This is a genomic window from Gorillibacterium massiliense (assembly GCF_000455485.1).
GTDB classification, from domain to species: Bacteria; Bacillota; Bacilli; order Paenibacillales; family NBRC-103111; genus Gorillibacterium; species Gorillibacterium massiliense.
In genome coordinates, this window is record NZ_CBQR020000063.1 from 75,545 (window position 1) to 90,388 (window position 14,844).

A 14,844-nucleotide genomic window follows, 5' to 3' on the forward strand; every position below is an offset into this window, starting at 1 on the left:
CCTGACGAAAAGAGATAAGGTGGAGGTGGCGTGGTTTGGAAACGGCAGCTGTAGTCGAAGAAAGTTTGCAGGAACCGGGCGCGGGGAGAGGGTATCGGGAGCTTTTCGCCATCCGGGATTATGTGCGGCTCATCGTGGCACAGTTGGTATCGGACATCGGTGATGGAGTCTACTATCTCGCTCTGGTCTGGCTCATGAAAATACTGACGGGCAGCGGACTCTACATGTCCCTCATGCTTGCGGCGGAAAGCGTGCCCGTCATCATCGTCGGGTTATTCTCCGGTGTCGTGGTCGATATGCGCAGCAAGCGGAGGATTATGCTTCTGTCAGATGGAGCCCGCTTTTTTCTGATTGCCGGGCTATCCGTCGCCGTATGGCTAGACGTCGCGCAGCCGTGGATGTTGATTGCAAGCGGCATTGTTTTGTCTTCCTTCAGCGCTTTCTTTAATCCATGTCGAACGGTTGCCGTTAAATCCATCGTACCCGAGGAACTGATGATAAAGGCGACGAGCCTGGCCCAAACCCTGGAGGTTGTTACCGGTTTTTCCGCTCCGGCTTTGGCGGCGGGACTTATCCTGTTGGGGATCCCGGCTGCTTTTTTGTTCGATGCCGCCACCTTCGCCTTTTCCTTTATCCTGATCTGGCGAATCGGCAATCCGGATATGCGGACGAGTCAGACCGGGAAAATCAACACAGCAAGCATCCGGCAGGGATTGGCGCAGGGATTGCGCACCATCGCGTCGGTTGCGCTGCTGCGCAATCTGATCGTTTATTTGGTGATCCTGAATGCGATTTTGGCTCCTTTTTCCTTGCTGTTCCCTCTTTATGTGGACGATGCCTACAAACTTTCTCTCGGTCAGATTTTTTTCATGGCCGGCATATTGCTGGGCGCTGTGGCTGCGGCTTCCGGGTTTCTCGGCAAGGTCAAACGCTGGCTGGTTGTCGTCGGCGGCATTGTTTTGATCGTTGCGGGTTTCAGTTCCCTTGCCTTTATCCATTCGTTTTATCTTGCTTTATTCTGCCTTCCGATGGCTGGTGTCGGCGTGGCGATCGTCAATGTGACACTGGAGGCCTTGTTCATCGTAAAAGTGCCCCAAGACGTTCTGGGTACCGCCTCCAGCATGCTGCGGGTGCTGTTGCAATCCGCCAAGCCGCTTTCTCTTCTCATCGCCGGAGGGTTGCTCTCCGTCTTAAGTGTGCGGCAAATGTTTTTGGTGCTGAGCTTGTCCGGCATTTTGCTTGTAGTCATGCTCGCCTTTAATCGGTCTATTCGCAGTGAAGACAGCCCCCCTGCTCAGGAAGCTTGAAGATCGTGAATCACTCGCGTCGGAGGAATGGCCGGCGCGATTTTTTTTTGCAGGCGGACATGGTATCATGGGAAAGAACGAATTTTTTATGATTAGGAAGATGGCTTCGGGATCATTTCTTGCAGGCACTTCCTGTAAAGGTGGAGAGAACATGTCAGTGTGGGATTACGTCATTCCGATTGTAACGCTTATTGTTGGCGCGATCGGGGGCTTTGCCGGAGGCGTCTTTTATTTGCGCAGACAGATGACGAAGATGCAGAACGATCCGGAAACGATCCAAAAAATGGCCAAACAGATGGGGTATAACGTGAACCGGCAGCAGATGGGCAAAATCCAGCAGATGATGAAAACTCAAGCTGGCAAAGGCGGTCTGCCAGGCGGCGGAGCCGGAAAGCCCAATAAAAACGCGAAAACGAACACCAAAAAATAAAGGTTGCGTCAGCAGGCCTAAAGGAAGCAAGGGTGAGAGATTATGCTGTCCAACGAATTGAGAAACGAGCAGGTCGCCGACAATCGGGGAAAAATCGAGGAGCATATTCGCGAAATCCTTAAACTTATCGGCGAAGATCCGGACCGGGAAGGACTGCAGGAGACTCCGGCGCGGGTCACACGGATGTACGAGGAGATTTTTGCGGGATACGGCAAAGACTACAAGGAGATTCTTGGCGTAACCTTCGACGAGAAGCATGAAGAGCTTGTCGTCGTGAAAGACATCGTGTTTTACAGCCAGTGCGAGCACCATATGGCGCCGTTTTTCGGCAAGGTGCACGTGGGCTACATCCCCAGCGGCAAAATCGCCGGGCTCAGCAAGTTTGCCCGACTAGTTGACGCTGTTACGAAGCGGCTGCAGGTACAGGAAAGGATCACTTCGGAGCTTGCCGATGTGCTGATGGAAACCTTGAAACCCCACGGCGTCATGGTGGTGGTAGAGGCGGAGCATCTGTGCATGTGCGCCCGGGGCGTCAAAAAGTACGGCAGCAAGACGGTTACGTCCGGCGTACGCGGAGTATTCCGCCGCGATGTGGCACTGCGCACCGAGTTTATGAGTTTGATAAAAGAATAGCGGTCAGTAGAAAAACAGGCAGAGCGCATGGAGCGCTCTGCCTATTTTTGTGCTGCGGCTCTGATGGAGATATTGAAGGCAGCAGCTCATGCCGTGAGCCGCGCTATGAAGCGCGGTTCCTAACAAACAGCCGTTGCGAAGAGAATAAGAGAGCAACGATGCACACTCCCGCCGCCGTCCAGAAGACCATGTGCAAAGAGCCCAGGATGGCCGGTGTAGAGGCGCCAAAGGCGGAACCTGCAGCAGATCCGCCCAAGTGATGCAGGCGGGTGGTATAGAGGGAGACAGATGCGGAGATTCCCACGACCATGCCAACGTTTCGGACAAGTGCGTTTAGGCCGCCTGCTGACCCCAACTGCGTGCGGGGGACCGCCCCCATGACGCTGGAGTTGTTGGGGGATTGGAACAGACCGCTGCCGATGCCGAATAGAGCTAGATGCAAGGCGACGATACCCGCGGTATCATGCGAACCGAGATTAGTCAGTAATGCGAAAGCTGTTGCGTTGATGGCGAGTCCGGCTGTCGTCAGCAGGTTAGGCCCGATTTTGTCGGAAAGCCAACCGGAAAGAGGAGCGACAACGGCCATGCACAGCGGATTCACCATCATGACATAGCCTGTCCGATCTATAGAGAAACCCAGCACCCCTTCCATGTAAAAAGGCAGCATGATGTTGATGAAAAACAGGGCGACGAAAGATAGGAATGCCGTAATATTGCCGATGGCAAAGGTTCGATTACGGTACAGGCTGAAATCGAACATGGGAAAGCGGGTGCGGCGCTCCCAGAGATAAAAGCCGGCGAGAACGGCGACGGAGCCGATCACACCGATCAAAACGGCTGCGGACGACCAGCCCCAATCTTGAGCGCTGGACACGGTGTACAGCAAGGCGACAATGCCGACCATGAAGAGGGCGGAGCCGGTATAATCAAAGGGCTGAGCAACGGAAGATTCCTTGTTGCTTCGCAGCAGGTAAAGCCCGGCGATATAACCGATGACCCCGATGGGTACGTTGATCCAGAAGATAGAGGGCCAGCCAAGGTTGGCGACCAGTATGCCGCCGATACCGGGGCCGGTCAACGATCCGAGAGACACCATGGTGCCGACGATCCCCATGGCCCGGCCGCGCTCTGTGGGAGGGAAGGTTTCAGCGACGATGGCTTGACTGTTGCTCATCAGGCATGAGGCGCCAAGGGCTTGAATGATGCGGGAGACAATCAGCATGGCTAAGCTGCCGGATAAGGCGCACAAGGCGGAGCCTCCGGCAAAAATCAGAAATCCATAATTGAAGATTCTTCCCCGGCCGAACATATCGGAAAGCTTGCCCATAATGGGCAAGGTGGCGCAGATGGTCAGTAGATAGGCGGTCAGTACCCATTGAATAATGCTGAGGGAAGTGTGCAAATGGGTGGAAAGAGTCGGCAGAGCCACATTGGCGATGCTTCCGTCAAGGGTGGACATAAAAGTGCCCAGCGATACATTGGCAAGAACCAGCCAACGGTTGACGCTGCGGGCGGATTTTGAAGATGCGGGTAGGGATTGGGATGAATTCAATAGGATCGCTCTCCTGTCTGCCGTTTATTATACACACATTTTCCAGGATCACGTCAACAAGGGAGGAAGATGATACATAAGCACTTGTTAGGGGAGGAATATATTGACAATCCGTTTTATTTTGTGCAACTATATATTTAGCAATACAAAATAGTTGGCGTCACTGGGGTGGACGATCATGGGCGATATGGCAAGCCAATTGAAAAAAGGTTTCCTGGAAATCATGGTGCTGCACCTACTGAAGCGCACGGATCTGTACGGCTATCAGTTAATTACGGAGTTGGACCAGCGGAGCCGGGGGTACTTCAAGTTGAAGGAAGGAACCTTGTATCCTGTCCTTTACCGGTTGGAGGATGCAGGAAACATCCGCAGCTATTGGGAGCAGGAAGGCGTAAAACGGGGAGTTCCCCGGAAGTATTACCGGATTACGGAAGAGGGACTACATCGATTGAATGACATGCGAGCGGATCTTGCCTTGCTTCTGGAATCCATGAGTCATGTTCTGGAGGAGGATATTCATGAGTAAAACCGACGTTTATGTAGAGGAAGTCATCAGACTACTTCATGCCGACCCCGTTACCCTGTCCCGTATTCGCAGCGATCTTTATGCATCCATAGCCGAACGGACGGCAGGCGGTGAATCTGAGGAACGGGTGTTGGCCGGTATGGGAAGCCCTGCGGAAATGGCGGAAGAGTTCATGGCGGGTCTCTATTCCGGAATGGGAGAAATGCGCGGAGGCCATTCGGAGAGAGATGAGGAGGCTGAACGTTCGCGCTATTACGAGTTTCGTTCCAGAACGACGGTAAAAGGAATTCCTCTGGTGCATATCAAGCACCGCCGGAACCGGGGATTTGTTCGACCTGGTAAGCCCGCTGTAGCGAAAGGAATAGTTGCCATCGGGGATATAGCCATCGGGTATGTGGCGATAGGCGGCGTTGCAATCGGAGGGGTGACGGCTGGGGGGATAACAGCAGGCTTGTTATCCTTGGGAGGCATTGTGGTCGGTCTAGCTGCTGCTTGCGGCGGAGTTGCCGTTGGAGCGGTAGCGGTGGGGGGGATTGCCTGCGGGATCTTTGCCATCGGCGGTCTTGCTGTCGGAATGGGGGCGATCGGCGGTTATGCCGTCGGCCATGTGGCCATAGGAGATAAGGCAGTCGGGGAGATCGCCCATTCCACTGCGGAAAAAGGTTCGCTAAACTGGGCGGAAAGCAAAGAACTGTTCCGTCAAGGGTTTCCACGGCTAGTCAATTGGCTGGATAAATGGCTGATCTGATTCATTTGTGTCATCCCTATAAAAGCAAGGAGGCAATCTGCGCGATGCAGACAGCCTCCTTTTTTGGTCGAGGCAGGGGCATGTCTTAATACGGCTGCCATTTCAACTGCCGAGCAGTCTGGAACCTTTCGGACACTTGCGGCCAGTTCACGATATTCCACCAGGCGTTAATGTAGTCTTTTCGTTTGTTCTGGTATTTGAGGTAGTAGGCGTGTTCCCAAACGTCAAGAGCGAGCAGGGGGATAACGTCCCACTGAGACAGGTTTTGGTGCTTCTCCGCCGTCAAAATTTGCAGGCGGTGGCTGCGGGGGCTCCACACGAGTATGGCCCAACCTCCGCCTTCCACTTTTTCAGCGGCATTGGAAAATTGGGCTTTAAACGCATCAAAGCCGCCGAAATCGTTGTCGATTTGCTGGGCTAGTGGCCCCGAGGGCTTCCCTCCTCCTTTCGGGCTCATATTGGTCCAGAAGAGGGTGTGCAGATAATGGCCTGCTCCATTAAAAGCAAGCTCCCGTTCCCAATGTTTGACGAGGGAATAGTCTCCGGTTTCTCTTGCGCTTTGCAGCTTCTTTTCGGCGGTATTCAATCCGTCCACATAGGATTTATGGTGGATATCGTGGTGCAGATGCATCGTTTGCTCATCGATATAGGGTTCCAAGGCGTTGTAGGGATAGGGCAAGGGAGGCAGCGTATGTCCCCCGATAGGAACCGCCGTTTGATCCGGAATTGGGGGATGGGACCAGATGCCTTCGCCCGTTGCACTCCTCGTTTCGACAGAGCGAAATTCTGCCACAGACGCACCTGGCGTACTGCGGAAAGACTGTTCAGGCGCGGGCCAGCCGCTTGTGCCTCCGGGAGACGATTGGACTCGGTTCAAATAGGGCTGCAAAACGCCGACAAAATAAGCCGACTCCCGGATGATATGCTGCATGACCACCTGAGCGGTGGGATTGCTCCGAATGGCTGCACTTTGAAACGACATGATCTCCAACTGCCGGATAAACTCCTTCGATTGCTGGAGGGAACTCTGCAGGAGGAAAAGTACCTGCTTTGCCAGCTGCCCGCTTATGGGTCCGGGCGTTCGGACGACGGCTTCGATCAATTGCTGGGCGGCAACCTCCGTCTGTGCCAGCACAACCTCCCATTCCTGAAGCAGCTTCACATACGCGCTCTCCAGATTCGGCGTCAACGCACGGATGACTTCCGTGTGCTCTTTCTCCTGCATTTTCCAAAACCGTATTTCCTCCAGTACCCGGAGGGGCATATTGGCCCCGTACACCTCTAGCATGGCGATTCCTCCTCCAAAATCCTTCCACTCTACAAAAATATTCTCCAGACGTACGTTCTATGTTTGGAATAGCGATAGATGAGGGAGCCCGTGTGATTGAAAGCATATGAAAACACAGACTGTGATCTTTACCCTAAAGGAGGATCTTGGTATACTAGGTGTAACTAGGTTTCATCAAATGAAACGATAAGAGGGTGAGCAGCATGGATGATTCCAAGCTGACGGTTCGCGCCGTGGAGAGAGCACTTGATATTTTGCTCTGTTTCGCCGAGGACAGCGATTTGAGCCTGACGGAGATCGCTTCCCGTATTGGGCTGCATAAAAGCACCGTGCACCGCCTGTTGGCATCGCTGGAAGTGAAGGGGTTTGTGAGAAGGAACGCGGACACCGAGCGCTACCGCTTGGGCTACCGGATGTGGGAGCTGTCGGCCAATCTCATTCAGGATGGCGATCCAGCCGTTATCGTCCTTCCGGAAATGGAACGCTTGAAGGATGCGGTGGAAGAGACGGTAAGTTTATATATTCTCGACGATTTGGAACGCATCCGCGTACAGGCTGTGCAAAGCAGCCAGGCGATCCGCCGGGTAGCGCCTGTTGGCGCGCGGTTGCCACTGCATCTGGGGGCGTCGAGCAAAGTCCTTGTCGCCTTTTCCGAGCCGGAGGTGCTGGACCGGGTGCTTGCTTCCGACGTATGGACATCGGAGGATCAGAAAGCGGCGTTCTTGGACGAGCTCACGGATACCCGGAAAAAGGGATATGCCACCAGCCTGGAAGAGCGTGAAGAGGGAGCGGCGGCCGTATCCGCTCCGATCTTCGACCGCTCCCACCGCTTGGTGGCGGCGCTGGCTATCTCCGGCCCTACCAACCGGCTAACGCCGGAGAGGATGGTGGCGGACGCCCCGGTGCTGCTGGAAGCCGCCGCCCGCATGGGTCGGATGATCAAGTAAGTCGGCCCCAAAAACGAATATAACCGACGCAAAAACACGCCGAAACCGGCGTGTTTTCTGCATGATAAAGGGTATTGCAGCCCTTGCTTGCGCTAATTAACCAATTGGAAAAAGGAATCCCCAGTTCCCTTGTCTTGGGTTGCGTCGGAGGTGGATTTGAGGATTTCTTTCAGTCTCTCTTGCGCCTCATTACCCAGTTTCGCGGCTCTTTCCAGCGCATTCTTGTATTCCGTGTTGTAAATGATACCCAACAGTGTTTTGTCGTAGCGTGAGAAAGTCATCAAGGCGATTTCTCCATTTTCATCGGCGATATCGATGGAGAGGGTCGGGTCGTTGTCGCTGTATCCTTGTCCGTTATATTGGGCCGATTTGATGGCGCCTTGCAACACGTTAAGCTTCTCCGCCAGATTCTTTGCCAGCTCCACATATTCCTGTGGGTTATCATCTAATGTGGAATCGAAGGCGACGGAAATCTTCTCCGTCAGCGTTCTGGTGTGGTTCACGGTCAACAATTCTCCCGTGACCGAGTCCACAGAAAAGGAATAGCTGCGCTTATTGTCGATGAGCACATCGCCATACCAGCTGGAACGGGGCAGATTTTCATTTGCCGGCTGGTAGCCCATCTCGATCCTCTGGCCTTCCAGGTTCAGCCCGAACAGGGTCCAAAGAGCCTGTGCGCCGATTTCCGCCGCGTCTTGCTTGGTCATGTCCTTGCTGGATGGAACTTTGTCACGGTAGAACTCCAGATCGATATTCCCCACGGCATAATCCGCTTTTTGATAGCCTGCCGGCAACCCGGTTTGCGCGGGGTGGGTAGAAGGTGCCGAGGAGGAAGGGGCTGCGGAAGAGGGCGCCGCGGAAGCGGCATAGATCGTCGGGACCTTCTCCGTTTTCCGAAGCTCCGCTCCTGTTGCCGCCTGGGTGAAGCCCTGGAACAGCAGGGTGCCGCCTCCGATGGCAACCGCCGCTGCCAGTAGAGGCTTGATCAAGCTGAACCGTCTCGTTTCATTCATTCAAATCTCTCCTTTTTTTGTTTTGGCGTGATCACAAGAAACAGTATAAAAGGCTCGGATCATGAACCCGTTACGAAGTTATGATAGAGTTGTAAAGTTTACTTCGGCTAAAGTCCCTTCCTCCGGGGAGCTTGTGAAGATAAGCTCTGCTCTGTGAAGCTCCACGATTTGCTTGCAGATAGCAAGGCCCAGCCCAGCCCCGCCATCCTTGCGGTTGCGGGATTTCTCACCGCGGTAGAAGGGTTCCGTAATATGGCGGAGCACTTCGGGAGGCATACCCTTTCCGTTATCGCGGATGCTGACGGAAATCTTTCCGTCATCCCTAGCGGCGCGTACGAAGATGCGCCCGTTCTTTCCCTTGGCCGCGCATGCCTTGAGCGCATTGTCGATGAGATTGACGAAGAGGCTTTGCAGCAGGGCGGCGTCTCCCCATAGCTCATCCGTTTCACAAAGGAAATCGATTTGAATCCCCGTATCGGCAATTTTGTTGTGCAGGGTCTGTCTGACGGCTTGAAAAAGCCGGGGGACGCTTTGCGCTTCAAGCGCAATCCGGTCGTTCCGCAGTTGGGCTAGTTCCAGTAATTGATGCGATACCGTCTGCAAACGGCGGCTTTCATCCATCAGGAAATGGATTGCCGACAGACGGTCATCTTCCGTTAGAACCGCTTTTTCCAAATTACTCCGCATATCCGTAAATGGCGGTCAGAGGCGTGCGCAGCTCGTGAGCGAAATTGTCGATGAACTGCTGCTTTTTTTCAGCGGCGGCCGTAAGCTCACCCATTTGATGCTGAATTTCCTCGGCCATATGATTGAAGCTCTGTGCCATTTCCGCCAGTTCATCATGCCCATTGACGGGTAGGCGGGTATCATAGGCACCGGAGGCGATTCTGCGGGAGGTTTGGGAGATTAGCGAGAGGGGCTTGAACAAACGGTTAAGCAACAGCAGCAAGCTGGCGGAGAGCAGAACGGACAGAAGAGAACCCGCCAAAAACAGCGTATTTTTTGTCTTTTTCCATGAGGCGATGGAGTCTGTGGCGTTGCTGCGATAGACCAATGTATAAGAAGCGTAGGGGGAGGGAAGCTTTCCCGAGACCGCGACATAGGTGCGCCCATCTGCTTTTTCCATGGAAACGAGGCGGCTGCCGTCCCTGGGAGGTTCGGCAAATCGGCTCGACAGGGGAAGGTCTTGGCGATTGTTGTAGACGATTCGCCCGTCTTTATAGAGCACCAGATTGGTAGTCTTATCCCCGGACAAGTAGCCGTAAGGCTGGAGCAAGGAATCGAGGGAGCCGGCCAAATCGCCTCCGCGGCTTTCCACCGCCTGAAAATCCTTCGCCACCGATGAGGTGATAAAATAATGCTCCCCGAGGCCGCTCTCTTTTGCATGCTTGACCGTATCCTTGAACGTCGCCACCGAAATGACGGAAATCCCAAGATAGAAAAAGACTAGAAACAGCGTCAATGTCATGATGAACGTGCGGAATTTCATAGGCCTAGCTCCAGGCGGTAGCCAAGCTTGTAGACGGTTTTGATGGCGTCCTCCCAGCCAAGCTTCCGGCGCAGCTTTTGGATGTGGACGTCAATGGTCCGAGTGTCCCCTTCGTAATCGTAGCCCCAGGCCAATTCCAAAAGTCTCTCCCGAGACAGCGCGATGTTGCGGTTTTTGACCAGCACCTCCAACAGCTCGTACTCCTTTGGGGTACACTCTATTGGTTGTTCATGGCAGAACACTTGCCGGCTGTCAAAATCAATCCGCACGTCCCCGACTGCAAAGCTGCTTTTCTTTATCGTCCGCCTGAGTACGGCTTCCACCCGGGCCAACAGCTCCAGCATTTCGAAGGGCTTGGTCAAATAATCGTCGGCCCCCATGGAGAATCCTTTTATGCGGTCGGGCAAGCCGCTCCGCGCTGTCAAGAAGATTACGGGCGTTTCGCGGACCGCTTGGAGCGCACGGAACACCTCAAACCCATCTTCCCCGGGAAGCATGATATCCAAAAGAATCAGATCGTAAGGTCGAGTGCGGATCTCGGCAAGAGCGGCATCTCCGTCAAAAACGGATATGCACGCATGTCCCACCAGCTGCAGGTTCCGCTTCACCAACTCGTTGATGGACGCTTCGTCCTCGACTATTAAAATGGCGGCCACTTTAACTTCACTCCTTTTTCACAGGAAACCACTTTTTTATTATAGAGTTGTAAAAAAGAAGCGGACAGTAAAAAAACAGGAGGGTTCCCGATTGCGGAACTTCTCCTGTTTTGCTTGTATGGCATTTCTGATCTTTGGAAAAGCCTGATTTCACTTGCGCACTGTGCGCCTGATGGAATCAGCCTTCGAGGATCTGCCGCAGCACGGTCTGCAAAATGCCGCCGTTGCGGTAGTAGTCCACTTCCACCATGCTGTCCAGACGGACGATGGCTTCGAAGTCGAAGCTGGTGCCGTCGGCGCGGGTGGCGGTGACGCGCACTTTTTGTCCTGGCTGGATAGCATTGTCGACGCCGGAAATTTCATAGGTTTCCGTGCCGGTTAAGCCCAGGGTCTTCCAGCCGAAGCCTTCGGGGAACTGCAGGGGCAGTACGCCCATGCCCACCAAATTCGAGCGGTGAATCCGCTCGTAGCTCTCGGCGATGACGGCTTTGACGCCCAAGAGGAAGGTACCTTTAGCGGCCCAGTCACGGGAGCTGCCGGTGCCGTATTCCTTGCCGGCGAGAACGAGGAGCGGGGTGCCGTGCTCCTGATACTTCATGGATGCGTCGTAAATCGACATCACCGTGTCCGTCGGCAGGTAAGTGGTCACACCGCCTTCGGTGCCGGGTGCCACCGCGTTACGGATACGGATGTTGGCGAAGGTACCGCGCATCATGACTTCATGGTTGCCGCGGCGAGAGCCGTAGGAGTTGAAGTCCTTGCGCTCGACGCCGTGCTCTTGCAAGTACAGACCGGCCGGGCTGTCAGCTTTGATATTGCCGGCAGGGGAGATATGGTCTGTGGTGACGGAGTCGCCAAGTTGAGCCAAAATCTTGGCGCCAGAGAAAGAGGTGATGTCGCCGGCTTCCGGTGCAAGATCCTTGAAGAAAGGCGGCTCCTGGATGTAGGTAGAGGTTTCATCCCATTCGTACAGGTCACCTGTAGGAACCTCCAGCTCGTTCCAGCGCTTGTTGGCATTGAACACGTCTTTGTATTTTTCATGATACATGGCCGAGCTGACCGAGGTGCGGATTGTTTCGGCGATTTCCTGGCTGGAAGGCCAGATATCCTTCAGGTAAACCGGCTCGTTGTCCTTCCCGTAGCCGATAGGTTCGTTGATCAGGTCGATGTTCACCGTGCCGGCCAAGGCGTAAGCGACGACCAGCGGCGGAGACGCCAGGTAATTGGCTTTGATTTGGGCATGGATACGGCCCTCAAAGTTGCGGTTTCCGCTGAGTACGGCAGCAACGGTCATGTCGTTCTCGGCGATGGCGGCACCGACTTCATCCGGCAGCGGTCCACTATTGCCGATACAGGTGGCGCAACCGTAACCGGCAACGTTGAAGCCAAGCTCTTCGAGATAGGGCAGAAGACCGGCTTTCTTCAGATACTCGGTAACGACCAGGGAGCCGGGAGTCAGGCTGCTCTTTACATAGTGGGGCTTAACCAGCCCTTTTTCCACGGCTTTCTTCGCGACCAGTCCGGCGCCCAACATAACGCTGGGGTTGGAGGTGTTGGTACAGCTGGTGATGGCGGCGATAACGACAGCGCCGGCTTTCATAATGCTAGCGACGCCATGAGGATGATTAACCGTCACTTCTTCTTCGATTTTCTCTTCCGTCAGGCCATATCCGCCTTTGTCTACAGGGGTGCGGACGATGGACCCGAAGGCTTCCTTCATGTTGGTCAGTTCGATGCGGTCTTGGGGACGCTTCGGACCGGCCAGGCTGGGAACGACGGTGGAGAGATCCAGTTCGAGCTTATCGGTGAATACCGGGTCTGGCGTTTCCGCCGTGCGGAACATTCCCTGGGCTTTATAGTAGGCTTCCACAAGAGCCACTTGCTCGTCGCTGCGGCCCGTGGTGTGCAAGTATTTGAGGGTGGTGTCGTCCACCGGGAAAAAGCCGATGGTCGCGCCATACTCTGGCGCCATGTTGGCGACGGTCGTCCGGTCGGCCAGGCTGATGTTGTCGAGGCCGGGGCCGTAGAATTCGACGAATTTGCCGACGACGCCTTTTTTACGTAGGATTTGCGTGATGGTCAGCGCCAGGTCGGTGGCGGTGGAGCCTTCCGCCAAGCTGCCGGTGAGTTTGAAGCCGATGACGTCCGGGGTTACGAAATAGAGCGGCTGGCCCAACATGCCGGCTTCCGCCTCAATGCCGCCTACGCCCCAGCCGACGATGCCGAGACCGTTGATCATGGTGGTATGGGAGTCCGTGCCTACGAGGGAATCGGGATAGACTTCGATTTCGCCGTCGACCTTCTTCGTTGCCGCGACACTTGCCAAGTATTCCAGATTCACTTGGTGGACAATACCCGTATCCGGCGGAACGGCACGGAAGTTATCGAAAGCGGTTTGCGCCCAGCGCAGGAAGCGGTAGCGTTCCTCGTTGCGCTCAAACTCAATGGCTTCGTTGTAGGCGAGAGCTTCCTTCGTGCCGAATTGGTCAACCATGACCGAATGGTCGATGACCAGATCGACGGGGACGAGGGGGTTGATCCGCTTCGGATCACCGCCCATCCGCTTCATCGTGGCGCGCATAGCGGCCAAGTCCACGACGACGGGTACGCCGGTGAAATCCTGCAGCACGATCCGGGCTGGAATGAAGGGGATTTCCTTGTTGGCATCCCGGTCCTCGGCCCATGAAGCGATTTGCTTCACGTGTTCATTGGTGATGGCTCTGCCGTCAAACTGGCGCACGGCCGCTTCCAGCAGCACCTTGATGGAGAAGGGCAGCCGCTCGATTTGTCCGAGACCCCGCTCCTCCAGCTTTTGCAGACTGTAATAGACGTAGTCCTGATTGCCGACCTGCAGGGAGCTTTTGACATTGAAATGATCTTTTCTTGCCATCTATCCGGCCTCCTCTTACGAATTAACCCCTTCCAAAGAAATGATCCTCATTCTTCAAAAGGTTTCATTGTGTGAAACTTGATTTCATATTTTTCCTTGTTTTTAGTATAGCGGCTTTTCCTCCATCCGTAAACTGCAAAATACACAATTCCGGCCCGAAAAGCCATTGTGTATCTATAAGAAGAGAAAGCCGTTCATTCCCGGGCATCCGAGTCATATATCTATCTTGATGGCTATCAGCGGTATAAAGGATGAATGGAGGGTGTGGCAATGGATTGGAAAACGCTTCTCTATGAGTACGCCTACAATCGGAATCGGATGGAGGCGGATGGGGATCTCCAGCCGCTGGCGGCACTAGTATTTGATGAAGGTTACTTGGATGTCCAAAATGACAGGCTAAGGCGGATCGGCGCCCATCGCAGAGAACGGGGAGTGGAGACGCTGCGCCGGGAATCTCGTCTTGCCATTGCACGCAACCGGGCGTTGGAGGATGAAGTAGTGGCCGACATCCGCTTATCGCAGCGATGGGTATATCGGGCCGCGGGTCGGACGCATACGGAGGAACGTATCGAAAGCGAACAGCTCGTTTTGTCCCGTAAAAAAGGCGGCTGGCGCGTTGAAAGCATCTCACCCGATATCTCCGAGTCCGGCTTGGTTCCGGCTGGTACAGGTCATTCATCTGCGAATGGCAGGGGAAAACCATCTGAATACATCCCTGCGGGCCTCTCTCCTTCAGTATCACCTCTGACCCCTGTAGGTACACCCTACCTGAATGGGCAAGTTATTACCCCTGGGTACGGATTGGAACAACGGGCTATCGTGTACGACCGGCAGAAGGCTGCTCAATATGCCGACCGCTGGTGGGAAACGTTCAACCCGGCGTTTCTCCACTTTGAAGTCGATTGCACCAACTATGTATCTCAATGTATCTTTGCAGGCGGAGCGCCGATGAACTATACTGGTAAAAGAGAATCGGGCTGGTGGTATCATGGTCAAAACAGCAAAGAGGAGCTTTGGAGCTTCAGTTGGGCGGTTGCCGACAGTTTACGGCGGTTTCTGTCCGGAAGCGAGTTGAAAGGCGGCCTTCGTGCGGACCGAGTCGAGTCCCCTAAAGATCTGGCTCCGGGAGATGTCATCGCGTACAGTTGGGATGGCGGGCGCTACGGGCACAGTACGTTCGTAACGGACCGTACGGCTGACGGCATGCCGCTGGTCAATGCCCATACCGTCAGCAGCAAGCACAGATACTGGGACTATCGGGATTCATACGCATGGACCCCAAATACGAAGTATGCTTTTTTTCATATTCATGATTCCTTCTAAAGAAATGAAATGATAATTTCCTTCATTCAGCCAGATGAGCAT

At 54.4% G+C, this 14,844-nt stretch carries 14 protein-coding genes; 7 read left to right on the forward strand and 7 right to left on the reverse strand.

The genetic code is table 11. The features are described 5' to 3' along the window. Positions 1 to 35: 35 nt before the first annotated feature. The 3 genes from TJ79_RS07185 to folE all read left to right on the forward strand — a co-directional run bounded on the left by TJ79_RS07185 (position 36) and on the right by folE (position 2,370). Positions 36 to 1,307 (forward strand): MFS transporter, encoded by a 1,272-nt coding sequence (locus TJ79_RS07185; RefSeq protein ID WP_040949604.1) that lies wholly within the window; start codon positions 36 to 38, stop codon positions 1,305 to 1,307. A 151-nt stretch (positions 1,308 to 1,458) separates the two neighbouring features. Then, on the forward strand, positions 1,459 to 1,737 hold the full coding sequence (locus tag TJ79_RS07190) for a YneF family protein (protein WP_040949644.1): 279 nt from the start codon (positions 1,459 to 1,461) through the stop codon (positions 1,735 to 1,737). A gap of 42 nt (positions 1,738 to 1,779) precedes the next feature. After that, on the forward strand, positions 1,780 to 2,370 hold the full coding sequence (gene folE, locus TJ79_RS07195; protein ID WP_040949605.1) for a GTP cyclohydrolase I FolE: 591 nt from the start codon (positions 1,780 to 1,782) through the stop codon (positions 2,368 to 2,370). A 103-nt stretch (positions 2,371 to 2,473) separates the two neighbouring features. On the opposite strand, the gene TJ79_RS07200 is transcribed toward folE, so the two are convergent. Further along, positions 2,474 to 3,922: an MFS transporter gene (locus TJ79_RS07200; RefSeq protein ID WP_040949606.1), complete on the reverse strand. Its 1,449-nt coding sequence runs from the start codon at positions 3,920 to 3,922 to the stop codon at positions 2,474 to 2,476. A 178-nt stretch (positions 3,923 to 4,100) separates the two neighbouring features. On the opposite strand from TJ79_RS07200, the gene TJ79_RS07205 reads away from it, so the two are divergent. Together TJ79_RS07205 and TJ79_RS07210 are read left to right on the forward strand one after the other, a co-directional pair. Beyond that, entirely contained in the window at positions 4,101 to 4,448 is a 348-nt protein-coding gene (locus TJ79_RS07205; protein ID WP_040949607.1) for a PadR family transcriptional regulator, read from the forward strand. Next, entirely contained in the window at positions 4,441 to 5,196 is a 756-nt protein-coding gene (locus TJ79_RS07210) for a hypothetical protein (protein ID WP_052339362.1), read from the forward strand. Before TJ79_RS07205 ends, TJ79_RS07210 begins: the two co-directional genes overlap by 8 nt. Before the next feature lie 85 nt (positions 5,197 to 5,281). Here TJ79_RS07210 and TJ79_RS07215 read toward each other — a convergent pair whose 3' ends face one another. Then, on the reverse strand, positions 5,282 to 6,484 hold the full coding sequence (locus TJ79_RS07215; protein ID WP_040949608.1) for a Fe-Mn family superoxide dismutase: 1,203 nt from the start codon (positions 6,482 to 6,484) through the stop codon (positions 5,282 to 5,284). A gap of 203 nt (positions 6,485 to 6,687) precedes the next feature. Here TJ79_RS07215 and TJ79_RS07220 point away from each other — a divergent pair, with 203 nt between their 5' ends. Then, positions 6,688 to 7,431, forward strand: a complete 744-nt coding sequence (locus TJ79_RS07220) for an IclR family transcriptional regulator (RefSeq protein ID WP_040949609.1) — start codon at positions 6,688 to 6,690, stop codon at positions 7,429 to 7,431. Between the two features lie 92 nt (positions 7,432 to 7,523). Here TJ79_RS07220 and TJ79_RS07225 read toward each other — a convergent pair whose 3' ends face one another. From TJ79_RS07225 to acnA, 5 genes are all read right to left on the reverse strand, one after another. Then, a complete protein-coding gene (locus tag TJ79_RS07225) occupies positions 7,524 to 8,444 on the reverse strand; it encodes a hypothetical protein (RefSeq protein ID WP_052339363.1) in 921 nt (306 codons plus the stop codon). 78 nt (positions 8,445 to 8,522) lie between these two features. Beyond that, on the reverse strand, positions 8,523 to 9,119 hold the full coding sequence (locus TJ79_RS28010; protein WP_238322860.1) for a sensor histidine kinase: 597 nt from the start codon (positions 9,117 to 9,119) through the stop codon (positions 8,523 to 8,525). Position 9,120: 1 nt separating this feature from the next. Continuing rightward, a complete protein-coding gene (locus TJ79_RS28015) occupies positions 9,121 to 9,933 on the reverse strand; it encodes a HAMP domain-containing protein (RefSeq protein ID WP_238322862.1) in 813 nt (270 codons plus the stop codon). Beyond that, a complete protein-coding gene (locus TJ79_RS07235; RefSeq protein WP_040949610.1) occupies positions 9,930 to 10,589 on the reverse strand; it encodes a response regulator transcription factor in 660 nt (219 codons plus the stop codon). Before TJ79_RS07235 ends, TJ79_RS28015 begins: the two co-directional genes overlap by 4 nt. A gap of 178 nt (positions 10,590 to 10,767) precedes the next feature. Then, positions 10,768 to 13,479, reverse strand: a complete 2,712-nt coding sequence (acnA, locus tag TJ79_RS07240) for an aconitate hydratase AcnA (RefSeq protein ID WP_040949611.1) — start codon at positions 13,477 to 13,479, stop codon at positions 10,768 to 10,770. 270 nt (positions 13,480 to 13,749) lie between these two features. Between acnA and TJ79_RS07245 the strand changes: the two genes are divergently transcribed. Then, positions 13,750 to 14,802, forward strand: coding sequence for an amidase domain-containing protein (locus TJ79_RS07245; RefSeq protein WP_040949612.1), 1,053 nt, complete (start codon positions 13,750 to 13,752; stop codon positions 14,800 to 14,802). Positions 14,803 to 14,844 lie beyond the last annotated feature (42 nt).